The organism is Bartonella sp. CL266QHHD (assembly GCF_042195355.1).
Lineage (GTDB): Bacteria > Pseudomonadota > Alphaproteobacteria > Rhizobiales > Rhizobiaceae > Bartonella.
The window spans coordinates 64,654-83,537 of sequence record NZ_JBHIOD010000055.1 but is presented as its reverse complement, the minus strand read 5'-3'; the positions used below and the strand labels follow the sequence as shown (position 1 = coordinate 83,537).

Annotated in this window: 16 protein-coding genes, 2 tRNA genes and 2 pseudogenes; 10 read left to right on the top strand and 10 right to left on the bottom strand. The window is 35.9% G+C overall.

What is annotated here, in order from left to right; genetic code table 11:
* The first annotated feature begins 1,109 nt into the window (after window positions 1-1,109).
* The 3 genes from dapB (at window position 1,110) to ACFIK7_RS07475 (ending at window position 2,769) form a co-directional block, all read left to right on the top strand.
* Window positions 1,110-1,922 (top strand): 4-hydroxy-tetrahydrodipicolinate reductase, encoded by an 813-nt coding sequence (dapB, locus tag ACFIK7_RS07485; protein ID WP_375663184.1) that lies wholly within the window; start codon window positions 1,110-1,112, stop codon window positions 1,920-1,922.
* Between the two features lie 28 nt (window positions 1,923-1,950).
* Window positions 1,951-2,571, top strand: a complete 621-nt coding sequence (locus tag ACFIK7_RS07480) for a 2,3-bisphosphoglycerate-dependent phosphoglycerate mutase (RefSeq protein WP_375637836.1) — start codon at window positions 1,951-1,953, stop codon at window positions 2,569-2,571.
* Between the two features lie 113 nt (window positions 2,572-2,684).
* Window positions 2,685-2,769: transfer RNA gene (locus ACFIK7_RS07475), tRNA-Leu, on the top strand.
* An 85-nt stretch (window positions 2,770-2,854) separates the two neighbouring features.
* On the opposite strand, the pseudogene ACFIK7_RS07470 reads toward ACFIK7_RS07475, so the two are convergent.
* The 4 genes and pseudogenes from ACFIK7_RS07470 to ACFIK7_RS07455 form a co-directional block, all read right to left on the bottom strand.
* Window positions 2,855-3,037, bottom strand: a pseudogene (locus ACFIK7_RS07470) (helix-turn-helix transcriptional regulator); the annotation flags it as partial.
* Window positions 3,038-3,203: 166 nt separating this feature from the next.
* A pseudogene (locus ACFIK7_RS07465) lies at window positions 3,204-3,822 on the bottom strand (lambda exonuclease family protein); the annotation flags it as partial.
* A 27-nt stretch (window positions 3,823-3,849) separates the two neighbouring features.
* Window positions 3,850-4,029 (bottom strand): hypothetical protein, encoded by a 180-nt coding sequence (locus ACFIK7_RS07460; protein ID WP_375663183.1) that lies wholly within the window; start codon window positions 4,027-4,029, stop codon window positions 3,850-3,852.
* A 95-nt stretch (window positions 4,030-4,124) separates the two neighbouring features.
* Window positions 4,125-4,319: a hypothetical protein gene (locus tag ACFIK7_RS07455; protein WP_375631215.1), complete on the bottom strand. Its 195-nt coding sequence runs from the start codon at window positions 4,317-4,319 to the stop codon at window positions 4,125-4,127.
* 110 nt (window positions 4,320-4,429) lie between these two features.
* Here ACFIK7_RS07455 and ACFIK7_RS07450 point away from each other — a divergent pair, with 110 nt between their 5' ends.
* The 3 genes from ACFIK7_RS07450 to ACFIK7_RS07440 all read left to right on the top strand — a co-directional run bounded on the left by ACFIK7_RS07450 (window position 4,430) and on the right by ACFIK7_RS07440 (window position 5,651).
* Complete coding sequence (locus ACFIK7_RS07450; protein WP_375631216.1) at window positions 4,430-5,092, top strand: lysozyme; 663 nt, start codon at window positions 4,430-4,432, stop codon at window positions 5,090-5,092.
* Window positions 5,089-5,316: a hypothetical protein gene (locus ACFIK7_RS07445; RefSeq protein ID WP_375663182.1), complete on the top strand. Its 228-nt coding sequence runs from the start codon at window positions 5,089-5,091 to the stop codon at window positions 5,314-5,316. Before ACFIK7_RS07450 ends, ACFIK7_RS07445 begins: the two co-directional genes overlap by 4 nt.
* Window positions 5,317-5,447: 131 nt before the next feature.
* Window positions 5,448-5,651: a hypothetical protein gene (locus ACFIK7_RS07440; protein WP_375663181.1), complete on the top strand. Its 204-nt coding sequence runs from the start codon at window positions 5,448-5,450 to the stop codon at window positions 5,649-5,651.
* A 193-nt stretch (window positions 5,652-5,844) separates the two neighbouring features.
* Here the strand turns inward: ACFIK7_RS07440 and ACFIK7_RS07435 are convergent, their stop codons facing one another.
* The 5 genes from ACFIK7_RS07435 to ACFIK7_RS07415 all read right to left on the bottom strand — a co-directional run bounded on the left by ACFIK7_RS07435 (window position 5,845) and on the right by ACFIK7_RS07415 (window position 11,629).
* Entirely contained in the window at window positions 5,845-6,105 is a 261-nt protein-coding gene (locus ACFIK7_RS07435; protein ID WP_375663180.1) for a hypothetical protein, read from the bottom strand.
* A 432-nt stretch (window positions 6,106-6,537) separates the two neighbouring features.
* Entirely contained in the window at window positions 6,538-6,771 is a 234-nt protein-coding gene (locus ACFIK7_RS07430) for a hypothetical protein (protein WP_375663179.1), read from the bottom strand.
* A 705-nt stretch (window positions 6,772-7,476) separates the two neighbouring features.
* Window positions 7,477-8,421 (bottom strand): outer membrane protein, encoded by a 945-nt coding sequence (locus tag ACFIK7_RS07425; RefSeq protein WP_375663178.1) that lies wholly within the window; start codon window positions 8,419-8,421, stop codon window positions 7,477-7,479.
* A gap of 566 nt (window positions 8,422-8,987) precedes the next feature.
* The gene (locus tag ACFIK7_RS07420) at window positions 8,988-9,260 is read right to left on the bottom strand and encodes a hypothetical protein (protein ID WP_273790700.1); all 273 of its coding nucleotides are present in this window, start codon (window positions 9,258-9,260) and stop codon (window positions 8,988-8,990) included.
* Window positions 9,254-11,629 (bottom strand): mechanosensitive ion channel domain-containing protein, encoded by a 2,376-nt coding sequence (locus tag ACFIK7_RS07415; RefSeq protein ID WP_375663177.1) that lies wholly within the window; start codon window positions 11,627-11,629, stop codon window positions 9,254-9,256. Before ACFIK7_RS07415 ends, ACFIK7_RS07420 begins: the two co-directional genes overlap by 7 nt.
* 180 nt (window positions 11,630-11,809) lie before the next feature.
* Here ACFIK7_RS07415 and ACFIK7_RS07410 point away from each other — a divergent pair, with 180 nt between their 5' ends.
* The 4 genes from ACFIK7_RS07410 to ACFIK7_RS07395 all read left to right on the top strand — a co-directional run bounded on the left by ACFIK7_RS07410 (window position 11,810) and on the right by ACFIK7_RS07395 (window position 17,613).
* Window positions 11,810-12,187 carry a hypothetical protein gene (locus tag ACFIK7_RS07410; protein WP_375631220.1) on the top strand — a complete coding sequence of 126 codons (378 nt, stop codon included), beginning with the start codon at window positions 11,810-11,812 and terminating at the stop codon, window positions 12,185-12,187.
* Between the two features lie 92 nt (window positions 12,188-12,279).
* A complete protein-coding gene (gene secD / locus ACFIK7_RS07405) occupies window positions 12,280-14,793 on the top strand; it encodes a protein translocase subunit SecD (RefSeq protein ID WP_375631221.1) in 2,514 nt (837 codons plus the stop codon).
* 99 nt (window positions 14,794-14,892) lie between these two features.
* Complete coding sequence (gene ybaL, locus ACFIK7_RS07400; RefSeq protein ID WP_375663176.1) at window positions 14,893-16,644, top strand: YbaL family putative K(+) efflux transporter; 1,752 nt, start codon at window positions 14,893-14,895, stop codon at window positions 16,642-16,644.
* 15 nt (window positions 16,645-16,659) lie between these two features.
* Entirely contained in the window at window positions 16,660-17,613 is a 954-nt protein-coding gene (locus ACFIK7_RS07395; protein ID WP_273790695.1) for a YbhN family protein, read from the top strand.
* Between the two features lie 1,093 nt (window positions 17,614-18,706).
* Here the strand turns inward: ACFIK7_RS07395 and ACFIK7_RS07390 are convergent.
* Window positions 18,707-18,782 (bottom strand) — tRNA-Lys (locus ACFIK7_RS07390).
* Window positions 18,783-18,884: the final 102 nt, after the last annotated feature.

Here is an 18,884-nt window from a genome sequence, read left to right as displayed (position 1 = left end):
TCAACAGGGAATAAGACCCATTATAATTGAATCAAAAAAAATACTTTCTTATCGTGTCACAAAAAAAGATTAGCACAGGAATAAAAAATATTTAAGAAAGCATTTTAACGACTCTCTTTAAATACAAGAGCTGTAGCATCATTAGAAGCTAGGCAAATAAAATAACAATACTTAACGCATGTTATCCTCAAGTCTCCCCAATATATGAAAAAACGCATTGCATAACATATATACTATTTGCTCTATAATAAAAAAATCCTCATCATGCGTTTTTACAACATAACAATTTTTTAAACTGACTTCCCTAAAAGATGAAGAATCCGACCAACTCTCGTGTGTAAACAATCCAACTTCTTGTTAGCCCCTTGTTTTACCCCCTTTTTACGTGATTGTATTTATGGATAACATATTTATATACAATGATAAATAATCGTTTTTTTACTTTAATCATCAATTCCAAATACCTTTTTCTCATTACCTTCATCACATTTAAAACAATCAAAATCGCTTTCTTATGCGTCACAAATAGAATTGGTAAATGAAAGAATATTAAAGAAAAGAATGAAAATGCCTAAGTGCCAAGAATTATTAAAACATTAAAGGCTAACAAAACGTGATAATGCTAATTTTCTCTATTTATGAAGCATAAAGATAGTGGTGCAGAATAGATGTTATATTATTCATGGATACTCTCTCGTGATACCACTCACGAGCACTATCATAAAATAAGTTTAGAAGAATTGATAAATATTTCTTTAAGAAAAGCGCATGAATTGACAACATAGGTGTATTTTGTTTGGGAGATCTTGTTTTGCATGAAGAACGCTCCCCCCTTAAAGAACGAAAGAAACAAAAGCGTAAAGTAATACACAATCTCCTTTAGGTGACATAAGCAAACCTTACTTAGGAATATTCATCACACACTCTAACGAAAAACATCTCTATTTAAATTTGCAGATCTTATATCACTTGCTCTAAACAACAGTATTCTACAGCACAACAAGATAAATTAAAGCAGGAAAAAAATTTTTCTATAAAGAAAAAGAACCATTGGAAAGAAGGCAAGAATTTGCCTATACTGCACAGTAAAGTATTATAAGGAGATAAAAATGCGCCTTACAGTTGTTGGTGCAAATGGAAGAATGGGACGTGAACTCATTACAACAATCCAGCAGAGGAGAGATGTAGAACTTTGTGCTGTTCTTGTACGCAAAGGCTCACCGTTTGTAGGAAAAGATGCCAGTGCCTTAATTGGTTCAGATTCTCTTGGGATTGGTATCACTGACGATCCCGAAAATGCCTTTTCTAATACAGAAGGTATTTTAGATTTTTCACAACCAGAAGCCAGTATTCTTTATGCTAACTACGCTGCTCAAAAAAGCCTTGTCCATATTATTGGCACCACAGGATTTAGCAAAACAGAAGAAGAAAAAATTGCAGATTTTGCGAAATATACAACAATTGTCAAATCCGGAAATATGAGCCTTGGAATAAATCTTTTAGCCAACCTTGTAAAGAAAGCCGCTAAAGCATTAGAAGCCGATGATTTTGATATCGAAGTTTATGAAATGCATCACGCTAACAAAGTTGACGCCCCTTCTGGAACAGCCCTTCTTCTTGGCCAAGCAGCAGCTGAAGGGCGCAATGTTATGCTTAAAAATGTGCGTGTCAACGAACGCAATGGTCATATAGGTAAACGCAAAAAAGGCACCATTGGCTTTTCCTGTTCACGTGGTGGGACAGTTGTTGGAGAACACAGTGTCATTTTTGCCGGCTCCAATGAGCGCATTGTTCTTTCACATACAGCGCAAGAACGCTCTATCTTTGCCAATGGCGCATTAAAAGCAGCTTTATGGGCACAAAATCATGAAAGCGGTCTTTATTCAATGTTCGATGTTTTGGGATTGAACAATGAACTTTAAACAATCAATAGAATAGAGGCAATTCATAATGGGACGCATACTTACACTAATTCGTCATGGACAAAGTGAATGGAATCTCAAAAACCTTTTTACCGGTTGGAAAGATCCTGATTTAACAGAAAAAGGTCATGCCGAAGCGATAGCAGCAGGAAAAAAACTGAAAGAATATGGTTTGAAGTTTGATATCGCTTATACATCAGCCTTACAGCGTGCTCAAAAAACCGCTCAGCACATTTTAGAGCAAATGGGACAATCAGATTTAGAAGTGATAAAAAATCCCGCATTAAATGAACGTAATTATGGTGATCTTTCTGGTTTAAATAAAGATGAAGTACGCCAACAATGGGGGCAAGAGCGAGTGCAAATGTGGCGCCGCTCCTATACAATTGCACCCCCGAATGGAGAAAGCCTACGCGACACCGGTGCGCGCATCTGGCCTTATTATCTTTACCATATCCAGCCTCATATTTTGCGCTCCCAAACTGTTTTAATCGCAGCGCATGGAAATTCTCTTCGTGCTCTTATTATGGCGCTTGAAGGTCTCTCCGGTGAGGAAATTATATCTCAAGAATTAGCGACCGGTATTCCTATTATTTACACATTTAATCCGGATTCAACAATTTTATCAAAGAAAGTCCTCACACCTTAAACTTCTAAAATCATGATCTCCCCAAAAATTCAATTCAATCGTTTTAAGCTGAAGAAATAAAGTCTATAATTTTATTGACAGAATTGCGTCATGCGCTTAGATGAATTTTATGAGCCCAGATGGCGGAATTGGTAGACGCGCAGGTTTCAGGTACCTGTGCCGTAAGGCGTGGAGGTTCGAGTCCTCTTTTGGGCACCATTTTGTATTTAAAATATTGAAATATATAGATTTTTTCTTTAAATAGCCATTTTTAGACCACCTTCTACAGTTTATATAATTTTATCTAATTTGTTCTTATTTGCTCCTTATTTTTCTTTGGAGTGAAGGTTAAGATCTCTTTCTTTTCTCCACCTCACTGCTCTCCCTAGCTTATATGGCTCCGGGAAACACCCCCTTGAAGCACCCAATTGCGAATCGTTGTTGTGGATACACTAAAAAGCTGTACACACTCACGTGTCGTTACATAATAATTATATTCTTAAAATAATATAAGAACTTTATCTTATATTATTTTAAAATTCCCATCTATCTCCATCATCAAATATCATCTCATTACCTTTCTCTTTTTTATATTAATTAAATGGGTGGGGGTGCTTAGGAAAGAGGAGAAGGAGAGAGCACCCCCATTAGGTTTAAGCGGCTTTTGTCAAAATCTTTTGCATCTCTTGTTCTATTTCCCCTAAAAAGATTTCGACCGCTTTATTGATCTCTTCAATGTGTTTCTCATCACGGATGAATGCGTTTTATTTTCATTCTCAAACCAGTAGATTTGCCTACAAAGTTTGGATTATAGCTCATGAAATCACACCATTTGCGTCCAGTGCATGCCATTTGGAATTGCATTTGTGCGATATATTCAGGCTTGATTTCGTCATAAATAAAAAAACGAAGATGGGTTGTTGATTGTGGACATTTGACTTCGATTAAACCGTCCTCTCCAATCAACCCATCAGGACTAGCCCCCGCCATTTCCATTTTTGGGTGGGGGATAAACCCGCATCTTGTGACTTCTGCGTCATAAATGAATTCATATTCTCTTAAGGCATTCTCTTCATGTTCAATGCCCCATTGCATAGCAGGTGTTGTATAAGATTGACTTATTTCCTCTATTAAGCGTTCTGTCATGAGTTTCGTTTTGTAGTCTTCATATTTGCTTGTAGGCAAACCTTTTGCTGTCTTACTGAGTACGTTGTAGACATTAGATGCGGTGACTTTCCCTAACCTTGCTTGAAAACATTCTGCTGTTCTTTGTCCATCTCACACCGCCGTTTGTTGCTCTTATTGTGCTTGATTCATTTGCGAGCATTGCTTTTTTTTCAAAGAAAACAAAGTGATTTTGGCTTGTTTATAAGACATATCTGTGAAATTTTTTACTCCTATGAAGGCATCCTCTAATAAAATCTTAAAATCTTTAGGTGTATTAAAATATTCACTTGCATCAAATTTAGTAATTTCCATGTTTTATTTTCTTTACTAATTGAAGAGCTTTTTCGATATCCTTTTGTTGTATAGATTTATCACCAACATTCAGTAATAAGATAATCTCTTTATCTTTATTTGAAAAAATAAACACGATAGCCTGGTTCGTGATTTAGTTTTAATTCTCCAATTTCACGAAAATATTTCATATCACCTAAAAGACCATATTCAAGGCGAAAAATACGTGCAGCAACCTTCTTTTGCGCTTGTTTGTCTTTTAATGAATCTAACCACTTTATAAAATATAGTGTTTTTTTGACAACAAACATCTGTGTTTATATGCTACATAGATTTTAACAAGCTATCTTTCCGAATGAGAAAGATGTCAATTTTTTAATCCAGCTCTGCTTTTTGCGGAGCTTTTTTTATGGAGAATCACATGCAAAAAATATCATCAGAAGGACTAGCACTTATTAAACAATGGGAAGGTTTGCGTTTGAACGCCTATAAAAATGCCATTGGGGTGTGGACAATAGGTTATGGACATACAAACAGTGCTGGAAAACCTTTTGTTCACAAAAGCATGACAATCACTGAAAAGCAAGCAGAAGAACTTCTTTGCCAAGACTTAAGACAATTTGATAATGCTGTTGAACGCGCGGTTACAGTTTCATTAACGGATGAACAATTCGCGGCGTTAGTGTCCTTTTGCTATAATGTAGGAACAGGAGCCTTTTGTAACTCGACACTGTTAAAAAAGCTCAATCAAGGTGAATATGAAGCTGTCCCTGCCGAGCTACAGAAATGGACCAAAGCAGGCGGGAAGCGTCTTGAAGGTCTCGCTCACCGGCGTGCGGCAGAAACAGGCTTATGGGCGAAAGGGGCTTTTGTTTCCTCCAATTATCAAACAGTAGAAACGCAAGCATCAACGGGGGTTTTCAAAGCCGAAGCCCTTGCACCGATTATTGGTTCTTTTTCTGGGCTTGGAGGCTTATTAGCAGGAAATGGACCAATCCAATGGGCTTTGGCCACCATTATGATTTTAGCCGCATGTGCTGGTATTTTCTTTGTTGCTAAACGCTTTCAGGAGCATCGTCTATGATCTTATGGATGAAAAGAAATCTGATGCTAACAGGTGCGGCTTTAGCCGCTTTTTTTATTGCCTTGGCAAGAGCTTTTACTCTTGGGAAAAAAGCAGAGCAACAAAAGCAAACAGAAAAAGCTTTAAAAGCAGCCACAACACGTCTGGAGGTGGAAAGTGAAGTTAATCAAAAAAGTGATGCTGATGTGCGTACTGCTCTCTCTGACTGGTTGCGCGACAAATAAATATGCTTCTTCTTGTGTTGGCTGGTTGCCAATTTATTTAAGCCAGCAAGATCTGAACGCCTTCAGTTTAAACTTAGCAAGAGAGATCTTAAAGCACAATAATCTAGGTGAACGCGTGTGTGGGTGGAAACATGGCTAGAAAAAAAACACAAGACGATACAGAACTTACAGAAGCAGAAAAAGAAATCCTTCAAGAAATCATCATGAACTACAAAAGTGTAAAAGTGATGTCGCGTTATACAAAATGGATTGTATTCATCCTCTTTTTGCTTATCCTTGATTTTGCTCGTCTTATGGATGTGATAGACAATGTCTGTGCACATTTAAAACAGTGACTAACCAAAAACTGAAAGATTTACCCTTCCCCGCTTTTAAAACAAGGAATGAGAGATTATATCGTAATCTATCCGCTAATCGCTTAAGTGTTTCTTAGACACCTGACTCGATAATAGACATATTATCAAGCCTCTCCTGATATAAAAGACGCCCATTGTTCTAAGAGGACACGGCGCTGTTCTAAAAAATCCGTCAGCATGTAGCCTTTGTCACTGACTTCTCAACTGAATACGCAAGAACAGATTCTGCAATTTCAAATGGTGTTGACGTTGTCTCTGCTATCCAGTCCCGCAGAATCGATCTGAAACCATGAAGTCTATAATCAAAACCTTTGTCTTTCATGAAGTTAGAAAGTGCTACATCAGATATAGGCTTTCCAGAACTCTCAGCAAATAAAAAAACATTTTTTTGCTTTTTCAATAACAGCAAGCGCTTCAGCTGTAAGCGGCACATGAAAGTCAGAAACCTTTCCAACAATTCTCTTCATATTTTCTTTTGGGATAATCCATATTGATCTATAAATCTCTTCTGACCGAATATGCCTGATTGGAATAGAACGCCCTCCCCCCGTCAAAATAAGAAGTGTTAAGGCTAGATTTGATACAAGCTCATCATTTTAAGATTGAAAAAACTTAGGCATTTTTTTCCATGGCATTGCTGGATATTTTTGGTATTTTGAATAAACTTTTCTAATAAAGCTTTTGCTTTTAATTGCATATCCACATCTATACCAAGTGCCGCCGCATGTTTTATAGCTATATTCAAGTGGGATAGAGTTTTACTTGCTGTTTCGTTTTTTGTCTTCCAAATGGGAGAAATGCATCCTTTTATATCAATTTGCGTCAGTTCAGTAATTGGCGTATCATCAAATTTAGGAAAAACATGTTACTCAAGAGGTATTAGCCACCTTGCTGCTTTTCCTTCATTTTTCAATTCGTTTTTTTGCTTAAAACGCACTGGAAGCAATTTCTCGTAAAGAAATACCTCCCCTGCCTGACGCAAATTTTCTTTTTGTTTTCGGCGAATTGGGTCAATTCCTTGATCAAAAAGATCACAACAAGCTGAAGTTTTGAACCATACTTCTTTTAAAGGTATATTGCTACAAGAACCTAATCCCATTTCTCGTCGTCTTTTATTGAGGTAAAATCTAAAAAACTATCATCCTTGATCTGGTGTAGTTTTGATAAGCCATAAACCAGCTTTGTCAGCATATTTGCCTTTAGATAGATACAGATAAGACAGACAGTCTATCACGTGTTCTTGTTCTTCGAACCACCTTTTAAAAACCATCCTTTGAATCGCACTTAGAGCACTTTCATCTGGTACAAAGATTATATATAAAAGGCAATTTAATAAATAAATAAAAACAATTAGTTATTAAATAGAACAAAGATAAACCGCGCTATCAGATGATATTGTAGAGAGTTCTAAGGGAAGAAAAAATTGGTGCACAAACGTGCACGCCGCCCGCATCGCTCCATGTGAATTTTCTTTATTTTCTCATTACTTAGATAGTAAAAACTCTCTTTAAATTTACTGTTTGCAACTCTATAACGATATTATAAAATGATAACTGTAATAATATGAAAGACGAATTAATCCTTCTTTGCTAACAAATATTTCAACCACACCTCGTGAACTAAAAATTTTTCATTCTTAACAATTAAGAATCTGAGTAACTCTTCCTTACCTCCTCATTCTCACTCAAAGTCAAAGCTCCCTTTTTTCACCATAAAATAGTATTTGCAATGCATAAAATTAAAAAATAAAGGCCCTATCAAAGAAATAGGACCTCTTAAATTTAAGCTCCTTTATCCTACAAAACTAGAATTTGTAAGCTATTCCTGCGCGAAAATCATTCGTCTTATACTTAACTTCAATCTCGTCTTTAAATTTCTTTTTACCAAAATCTGAGTAACGATATTCCGCACGCACAACAAAATGGTCTGTCATTGCAAAATCAACACCACCACCGAGAGTATAGCCAATCATCGTTTTTGTTACATCCGATGTCCTATTAAATGGCTCACTTCCCGTAATTACTGTCGACAAAATATCTTGAAACTGTCCATAAGCAACACCACCAGCAATATAAGGCATCACATGCCCTGCAGAAAACCCAACACGCACCCGTGTAGCACCTGTCCATTTTTGTTTTAACGTATGATTAAAAGTTAAACTGTCTTTCTCTTCTTTAGCCTCTGCAGCAGAGCGAGAAAAGCCTCTACCCTGTCTCCTGACAAGTTTTGCCCTTTTTCGACTTTTTTTTTCTGTACTTGCATCAGTATCACTACCCGATTCTTTAGTACCCGATCCTTCAGTGTCCGTTCCATCAGTATCAGTCCCACCAGCACTCGATTCATCAGCCTGAAATTTTGTTTTTGTATCCTTTTTTTCCGTTAAAACGATATCCGTATCAATCCCCATAATAAAATTATTACCGAGATCAAAATTAACACCCGCATAAAAACCACCTATAAACCCAGAAAGATCGGGCAGATACTGTTTCTCGATGGGGATCCATGGTTTACTTTTACTCTCCTCATCAGGATGGAGAGGAATATCAACATGAGGCGTTATTGCAGAAATTTTACTTGAAAAGCCCCCAACTTGCCCCCCAAAATAAAAACCTGCCCAAGAAAAAGGTGAAGAAGCAACAACTTCTGAGGCAACATGTACTGGCTCTTCGTGAGCCACCACATCTGCAGCCTGTACTATAGAAGGTGAAATTAACGAAAAAACAGATGCTGTTATAAATTTTGTATTCATAAAATTATACCCCATTGCTAAATTTAAATATAATCAAAAATCACATTTAGAAAAACAAAGTTTTATAAAATCTTATGCCGCAAAATCGCATGTACTCCTTTATAGTTACATTTAAATCTATCACTATACTAATATATCATTACATCAAAATTTAATATTATCAAATAAATTTTAAAATATTATAATAATCAATACTTCAAATAATAAATATTTAATAAAAAAACCTATTATATTTTTAAAAGGAGAAAATATAAAACATTTTGTACCAATAATACTGCAAAAAAAATCACAAAATAGTACATTTTATGCATTTTTTATGAGAAAAAATTCTAAAAATGATGTAATAATTTTTAGAAAATTGATATTCATTAAAAATATTATAAATACCTCAATAATCTTACATCAAAAATGCATAACTGTAGATTCTACATAGTATAAAAAATCACACCTATTTTATACTAAAATCATACCTTTTTTCTACCATTTTCTAAAGGATGAGATTATTAATTACGCACAATATCATTATCCTTCTAAATCTTGTCCCCAAACAAAAATTCTCAATTATTTTATTTAAAAATTGCTCTTCCCCTATTGATTTCTATATTATCATCTGCCTTTATTGCAAAACGGTCTTTATTAGGAAAAGTTATAAAACATCCCTTCATACAAATTGTAATTGTTTGATGAGTATTTAAAGAAATTTTTGAAGGTATACTTCCTTCAACAACAATGAGAGATTGTATCTTTAAATCAGTATTCTTCACTGTTGCAGCAAAAGCTGTTATGGTAAAAATACTTAACAGAATAACTGTAATCAAAACATAAGTATATTTCAGCATTCTAAGATTCCTTCCTCAGCAAAACGCTTATATAGGCTAAATCGAAGAGCGTTGGTTATATGAGAAGGTGAAGTAATATTAGGCACATAAATAGCTAAATTAAAGGAAAAACTCTTACGATCAAATGCCGTAAAACTCACCTGTGGGATAGGATTTTTTAAAACGCCTTCTGTCGAAGAAGCAATCTCTAACAAAATTTCAACAACATGCTCTGGAGTAACCTTAGATGATACAATAACTGGTATATCAATTCGTCCTACTTTATTGCGTCGTGTCCAATTACTAACATTATTATTAATAAGGCTTGAATTGGGAATAATAATCGTCTTACGCTGAATAGTCTCAAGTTCCGTTGCACGCACACTAATACGCTTAACAATACCAGCTACTGATCCAGATTCTATATAGTCTCCTATTTTAAATGGTCTTCCAACTAAAATAATAAGTCCAGAGACAAAGTTTTGGACAATATTCTGTAAACCAAAACCTATACCCAGTGAAAGTCCTCCAGCAATAAGAGCGAAATTTCTAAGATCCAAACCTGCCATTGATAATCCCGTCAAAGCAGATACAACAATGCCTCCATAACTTATCACTGTTTTGATAGAATTACGTATACCAGAATCGAACTCTCCATGAACCAACACCACACTATCTAACCAACCAATAAATCGGCGAATAAGAAACCAGCAAACACAAAAAGAAATCATTCCTGTTACAAGAGAAATCAAAGAAAGAGTAATATTTCCAATCTGAAAACCGGTCACCGATTGCCACAAAACTGCTTTTAAATCAGAATAGGAAAATCCAAACTGTACAGCAATTGGTATTGCACAAAATATAACAACAAATAAATTGAGAAAAACGCTCACAAAAACTCCCAATTGATTCATCGTTTTTTCTTCTAAATGAAACCTCTGCATCAAAAGGTGACCAACCGTTGTTTTCATAAATTGGTCTTTAGTTCCAAGTGCTTGAGCGCTTTGTATTCCTAAATACATGAGAACTAAAAATGCTCCATCAATCATAATTTGCTGCATAATAAAACGCGCAAGACCAACATAACCTAAAAAATTCAACACAAAGAGCAGTAATCCCAAGCCAATAAGAGGAATGCGTATGTAAAATGGACAAAAGTATGGCTCTTTTTTTTCTCCTTGAAAACGCCTACGTCTAAACCGCAAAGGTACAAATGATATTATAAACAGCAATATTGCTACAAGAAAAACAGCAATAAAACTTTTAGCAATTGTCAAAGATAGAGGCGCTGAAATGATTTCATAAATACTATCAAGAACAGCGTCAAATGCCAAAACACCCCCTAAAGAAGTGAGTAAAATCACTAATTGATAAGCAGATGATGGTGCAATACTGAGAAGACGCACATGGGGCATATTCGATGATAAAAGAACAATCGCTAAGCGATTGATTAAAAATACTAAAATAATTTGACAACCTATCATATCAAAAACTGTTGTAAGCTTACCTAGATCTAAGTTAAAACTACGAAACAAAAATAACACAAGATAAACGCAAAGAATACATACAAGTGAAGGTAAGAGAACTGAAATAAAGGCAATCAATAAGCGTTGTAAATAAGATATTTCCTCATTATACTTCGTAAAGTGGCAATACACATGAACAAGAACTTTTTGAGAAAAATACGAAAGACCCAAAGTAATAAAAAGTGGAATTAAAAAGCAAAGAAATAGTTGTAAAAACTTGAAATAAAATATAAAATTCCACCAAGAATCTAACAACAAAAGAAAATCTGATGAAGCCTCTTTTGTTTTTTGGGCGAGATTTTTAACCATCGGAATCGAAAACTCAAGCCTATACGTAAGCGTGCGTTTAAAAAGCTCCCGAGATTGAGAAATAGAAAGTTCAGCTATTCTATTTGCTGCTAAGAAAATTGCTTCAAAACGAAGCACGATACTGTTAATTTTAGCTTTTTGCTCTATCAAGTAAGAATATTCCTTCACTGAGCTTTTCAGTTTTTTCACGTCACGATGGAGCTCCGTTAATTGATCAAGAAGTGTATTAATCTCATTAAGAGGAGGACGCAAAACAAATGCTGCCTCAATAGCACGTTCACTGATATCTTGTGCACGTAACCGCAATTCTTCTAAAGCACGCTCATCTTCTGGCTTTCTGTCAAAATCTCTTTTTAAAGTTTCAGTATTTTCTTCAAGAGTCTCAATAATCAACAGTTGTTGTTGAATAATTTCATCAACTGAATAAGAAGCTATCGTTTGTTCGACAATTGTACTTTGTGCCCCCCGATTCCCCCATGCACCAGAATTAAATACAAAGATAATCCCCAAAAGAAGGAAAAGTATGTGGATGTTTTTTCTACAAAATGAATACATATCTACCTTACAAGCACAAAAAGGATTTTATTCCTCTCTTTTAAATATGGTATAAAGCAGCTATTTTCAACTTTTATAGAATAATCTTATAAAAGCTTTCCCTTATCCTATAATACTGATAATAAGATAAAAGAATAATAAATAATATGAACTCAATAAGATTAACGAAGGCACTCTAGCATGTTTTTTTTGCACCTTTATTGCAAAAAAGAAGATTTTCTTCCTTTGACAACCTGGATTTTTCTATCCAGTTTAGGTGTATTCTTGACGAGTACCTTAGGAACGCGTGCTTACTTAATCAAACAATCACACACCAATAATATCATTAAAACGAATAGATTTGATTTACAAAATAAGTGTGATCAGTTGAATGCTACCACAACTGAAAACAAAAAACTTGTAACACCCCATGCAGAATCTATTTTTATGAGAACCGTTCAAAGAATCCTAACATTGGATTTCTTTTTAATAAAGATTCCAGCTGTTGACACACGATTTCGTAACGTTAAAACGCAATATTTCTCAAATAAACGCGCTCCTCCCAATGAACATACTTAATTCTCTTCCTTGAATTATAAAAACGATCATCTTATTTTACTTGTGCTTTTAACTTTGAATAACTGTTAGATTGCCTATTAGCGGAATATATCATGCGTACACCTGGTTGGTTAACTACCCTTTATTGTTTTATTCTTTTAAGCAGCATTTATGTTGCCTTACCCAATTTATTTTCACAAGAACAAGTTAAAAACTCGAAATTCTTACCCGACACCCGCGTAGCACTTGGTCTTGACCTTCAAGGAGGCTCTTCTCTCCTGCTCGAGGTTGATAGCAAAACGTTAAAACGCGATCAGTTACATATAGTTTTAAGCAATGTGCGCAATGTATTGCGTGAAAAACAAATCCGCACCTCAAGTGTGCGTATCGTTGAAGATAGCGTTATTGCCCTTATTTCTGACCCATCGCAAACTGAAAAAGCACTCTCTGCTTTGAAAACATTAATAACCCCCATACACAGTAGCTTTGGCACAACAGAACATAACATCACGATCAGTGCTCAAAATGAAACTCTCCGCGTCACATTAACGGAAGCTGGTATAAAAGACCGTGTAAGCAATGCTATTGAACAAAGCTTAGAAATCATCCGTCGTCGTATAGATCAAGTTGGTGTTTCAGAACCAGCCATCCAAAAGGTTGGAAATGATCGTATTATGGTCCAATTGCCTGGCCTACAAGATCCAAAACAACTGCGTGATCTTTTAGGAACAACCGCTAAGATGAGTTTTCATCTTGTTCCTTCTAATGTGGATCCCAATAATCCCCCTATAGGTGTTTCTATTCTCCCTGGATACACTGATGCAACACAACATTATGCAATTTATGATCAAATTGCTTTAGATGGAAATGTCCTGAAAGATGCCCGTGCAGGTTTTGACCCCCAAATACCAGGACGTTCCATTATTTCATTTACTCTAGATTCCGCTGGCGCAAAAATATTTGCCGATATAACACGACAAAATATTAACCGTCCTTTTGCCATTGTTCTGGATAATAAGGTTTTAACCGCTCCGACCATCAATAGTGTCATTCCCAATGGACAAGGTCAAATTACAGGAAACTTTGACCCCAAAGAAGCCTCAACTCTGGCTGCTCTGCTTCGTGCTGGTTCCCTCCCCGCACCACTCACGGTCATTGAAGAGAGAACCGTAGGCCCAAATCTTGGTGCTGATGCCATCCAAATGGGACTTTACACCGGCATAATTGGCTTTATTCTTGTTGCAATTTTTATTTTTCTTCTCTACCGTATTTGGGGATTAATTGCCAATATAGCACTAGCTCTGCACACGATTTTAACATTTGCTGCACTGAGTCTTTTGGGAGCTACGCTTACGCTGCCTGGTATTGCTGGTATTATTTTAGGCATCGGTATTGCTGTTGATGCTAATATCCTTATCAATGAACGTATCCGTGAAGAAAGTCGAAAAGGTGTGGGTGCTTTTGCAGCCCTAGATCGTGGATTTAAACACGCTTTTGCAACCATTGTTGATGCAAATGTTACGGCAATTATAGCGACTGTCTTACTATTTTGGTTCGGCACCGGTCCCGTTCGTGGTTTTGCCGTAACAATGTTGCTTGGTATTATCATCTCCATGTTTACAAATATCACCATTGTACGCATCATCATGATTTGGATCGTTCGTAAATGGAAAATTAAAAAGTTGCATATTCACTCTGCTTTCAACATCATGCCACAAAACACAACTTTCCACTTTATGAAAGCACGCTTCATTGGTATTGGCGTCTCAATTGTTTTATCAATGGCTTCAGTTTTTCTCTTTTTTAAGCCTGGATTGAATTTTGGTATTGATTTCATTGGCGGAAGCCAAATGAGTATTACCACGAAAGCACCAGCAGATCTAGCAACTCTGCGTTCCAAGCTTTCTACTCTTAATGTTGGTGAAGTTTCCTTGCAAAATATTGATAACGAAAACACCGTATTAATTCGCATGCAGAAACAAAGCGGTAGCGAAGCACAACAAACCATCGCCATTGATAAGGTTAAAACAGCTGTACAAAATATCTATCCCGATACCACATTCGATCAAATAGAAGTTGTGGGTCCCAAAATTTCAGGCGAGCTTGCCACAGCTGCTTTTACTGCTGTTATTCTTGCGGCTATTGCCATGTCTCTCTATATATGGTTACGCTTCGAGTGGTTCTTTGCCGTTGGAGCAATTATCACTCTCATTCTAGACACCACAAAAATGATTGGCTTTTTTGCTTTATTTCAATTTGATTTTAATTTAACGGCTATCGCTGCGCTCTTAACAATTGTTGGATATTCTATAAATGATAAAGTTGTCGTCTATGATAGGATGCGCGAAAATATGCGTCTTTATAAAAAAATGCCGTTGCGCGAGCTGATTGATCTGTCAATTAATCAGGTTCTTGTACGTTGTTTTTTTACATCAGCTACAACAATTCTTGCGATGCTCCCCATGGCGATATGGGGTGGAAGTGCTGTTCATAATTTTGCATTACCCATGGTCTTTGGGATTATTATTGCAACATCATCCTCTATCTTTATTGCTGCTCCTATTTTACTCCTGCTAGGAAATTGGTGGCGTGAGCGAAATAATCGTGCAAATATCAAAGTGAAATAAAAATGCCCTTTAATGCGTATGGTACATCTCGCCTCTCTTCTCATAGAAATATAGTCGTTTTCATTCATTCGCTTTTTGATCAAGAATAGTAAATAATCCATGCTCCACGACACACCACTTATCACAACTATTGTTGCAGGCTTATGTTTAGCATTTCTCTTGGGAATGATTGCGAGCCGTTTACGTATTTCACCACTTGTAGGCTATTTATTAGCTGGTGTTATTGTGGGACCCAATACAGGCGGATTTAAAATAGATTCCGTCATCATTAATCAACTTGCTGAAATTGGTATTATTTTGCTGATGTTTGGTGTTGGGCTCCACTTTTCATTAAAAGACCTTTTATCTGTCAAAGCTATTGCTGTCCCTGCTGCTATTGCACAAATGGCATTTTCTACTTTTCTAGGTTTGTGCCTTGGTCTGATTATGGGATGGGGCTTCAGTGGTAGTTTGATCTTCGGTCTTGCTTTATCCATAGCAAGTACTGTTATCCTGCTACGTGCTTTGCAAGAGCGTCATCTTATTGAAACAGAAAAAGGACGCATTGCCGTTGGATGGTTGATTATTGAGGATTTAGCAATGGTCCTTATACTTGTCCTCATCCCTTCCTTGGCAAGTGCTCTCAGCAATACCAAAAAAGAAGCGTTGGATCCTCTTGTTCAATGGTTGGATTTAAGTATTTGGGGTATTTTTGGTCTCACCATCCTGAAAGTAATTGTATTTATTGCACTTATGCTCGTCATTGGGCGACGCGTTATCCCATGGCTTTTAAAAATGAGCGCACAATCGGGATCACGTGAATTATTTCGTCTTAGCGTCTTTGCTATTGCATTAGGAGTAGCTTTCGGAGCTGCTCATTTATTTGGTGTTTCCCTTTCTCTTGGTGCTTTTTTTGCTGGTATGGTCATGAGCGAATCAGAATTAAGCCACCGTGCCGCGGAAGAATCTTTACCACTGCGCGATGCTTTTTCTGTTCTCTTTTTTGTTTCTGTAGGCATGTTATTTGACCCCGAGAAACTCTTAACTCATTTTTTCCCTCTCTTAGCAACCTTATTCATTATCGTAATCGGAAAATCTGCTGTTGCCTTTTTCATCGTTAAGGCTTTTCGCTATTCTAATGCAACAGCTTTGACTATTTCTGCAAGCCTTGCCCAAATCGGAGAATTTTCCTTTATCCTCGCTGGTTTAAGTTTAAGCTTAGGACTTTTAAACAATGACGCTCATGATTTAATTCTTGGAGGAGCAATTTTTTCTATTTTGCTTAATCCTCTTGTTTTCATTGCCTGTAATAAAATTAAAAAACGTTTAGAAAAAAATTCTGCATCTTCACAAAATACCCAAACAATTATTGATATTGATCCACAAGATCCTGACCAAGATTTTTTACCGATGACCTTAAAAAATAACCATATCGTAATTATTGGCTATGGTCGTATCGGTAAGTGTGTTGCATTATCTTTAATAAATAGAGGTGAACCTATAGTGATCGTAGAAGAATCAAAACGCCTCTCTGATAAAGCGATTGCAGATGGCTTTGAGGCTATTTGCGGCAATATCATTCAACAAGAAATAATGAACGCAGCAAATATAAATAATGCACATAAAGTTGTTATTACAATGCGAAGTACCATTGAAGTAGGAGAATGTATCGTGAATATCCGTGATATGAAGAAAGATGTCCAAATAATCACACATGCATTATCCGACACAGAAACAACATATCTCATTGATTTAGGTGCTGATGTTGTAGTAACAGATGATGAAGAAATTGCCAATGGCATTATAGAGTATATAACAGAACGAAGATCTGTAAGGAATATGCTCAATCATGAAAATTTACAGAAAACATAAAATGGATACAGAATCGTGAAAATAAAGCAATTTATATGGCCATTGATTGGTATCTTAGCAATGCTGGTATCTATTCGAATTCTTTACATGAAGCTCTCTGCCATTTCATTTGGGGATGTATTGGAGCGCTTGAGCAATTTAAATGCACAGCACTGGTTATTAGCCTGTTTATGTTCTCTCCTAGCTTATGCTGCTCTTGCTGGATATGATCGAATTGCCTTGCAACATCTAGGCCATAAAATTTCTTGGATTTTTATCGCTATATGTTCATTTACAACCTATGCTCTTTCACACAATATCGGTGCTTCAGTTTTTTCTGGTGCCGTTGTACGCTATCGCGCCTATAAAATGAAAGGGTTAAACGGAACAGAAATCGCAATATTAGTAGGTTTTTGCTCTTTTACTTTTGTAATCGGTACAATCTTACTTTTGGGAATCGTTTTGGTGCTGCAACCCGAAATTATCACCCTCATTCATAAAGAACTTCCTGAATGGCTAGGAACAGCAGCTGGAGCAATTTTACTCAGCTGTATAGCACTTTATACGTTTGGCAGCTGGCTTCAGTTAAAACCCTTACGCTTGGGTAAGAAAATTCAACTTTCCTATCCACGGCTGAAAATTGTTATTCAACAGCTTCTCATTAGCCCTCTAGAACTTTTAGGAGCAGCAGGAATTATATATGCTGTTCTCCCACACAACGCAGATATTCATTTTATCTCTGTTCTTGGTGTTTTCCTAGCATCTTTTACGATAACTCTTCTCTCTAATGCTCCAGCAGGAGGAGTAGGAGTTCTTGAAGCTCTCTTCATCACAGGCATGCCCAATATAAATCCAACCGATGTTATTGCAGCACTTATTGTCTTTAGAATGTTTTATTTGATTATACCGCTCATCATTTCATTATTTGTGGTCGCCATTTTTGAAGCGCAACAATATTGGAAAAGAGCCCCCAAAACACCACCTGAATAAATAAAAGGTTATCAATTACTTCTTTTTGTGTGCCTATATAAGAACAGGACACCATCGTGTTACCAATTTACATATTTTTTTTAAGAAAACTCTCTCAGTGCTCTTCCCCATTACACAACAATACCCGTGAATGGTATAATAATAAAGTCATTGTTGCAACATCATCTTTATACTTAATAAAAGAGTAAGCCTGCACCATTATACTATTTTCCCAATGTTGTGATAATTTTTGGCGCCTAAGAACGTTAATAAGAATCATTTTTATGCTTTTCTTCAATAGTCTTTATCCGCACGTTAATCCCATTTATAATGCAAAAATAATAATTTTAATTGATTCATTATAAGAGGGATTGAAACAAAAGAAGTTTATGATAGTAAAGTTTAAAAAAAGAATAATTAATCATTATAAATCAATATATTATAATGATTCTGAGCGGCTTTCTTAATATTTATATTTTTAGAGGTTAAGCTAACGGAAAGACAGCATAGCATAACTTCATAGTTTAATATTTTTAAACTTGAAGCCTCATTAAAGCCTATTGTCTTTCGTTTAACAGGTACTAGTTTTAAACAATTAAACTGATCTAATTTTATTCCTGTTATGTCCGCTAAATACTTTATTTTATCTTGATTTACCCTCTTGGAATACTGATGATTATTACAGAAGTTTTTTGTTTAAGCGGGAGAGTTATCAAAAAATATCCACGCTGCTAATACAACTAAAGTGCAAAGTTTCTTCTGTCTTTAAACAATATGCTAAAAATCCAAAAAAAATTTAATCAATTTATATTAAAAGAAGTGAAAACTGTTGATTTTTATACCCCTTTAAATAAGATAATTGTCGGTAAGAAGCTTCTCCTTACCAATTGCGACTTTAAAAAAAGAAACAATACGCATTAAAAGATCTTTAAATGTCCTTTGGAAGTTTTTTGTGTCCCCTAAAAAGTACAAAAACCGATGACTAAGCTATATCAACAATCTTCACTTTTAAACAAACAGATATGGGGAAATCCTACTGCCCAATTTTATTTAGAAACTCGTATCTTAAAAAAAATTTACGCAATCAATGAGTTATTTACGGTATAAAATAGAATGGTGGGTGATGAGGGGATCGAACCCACGACCCGCTGATTAAGAGTCAGCTGCTCTACCGACTGAGCTAATCACCCATAAGCTTCTCAAAAGACGAGAATGAGCGTTTCTATAACGCTCCTAAGGATGGATGTCCAGATATTTTGTTGTTTGTTATATAAACTCATTGTCTGTAAGGT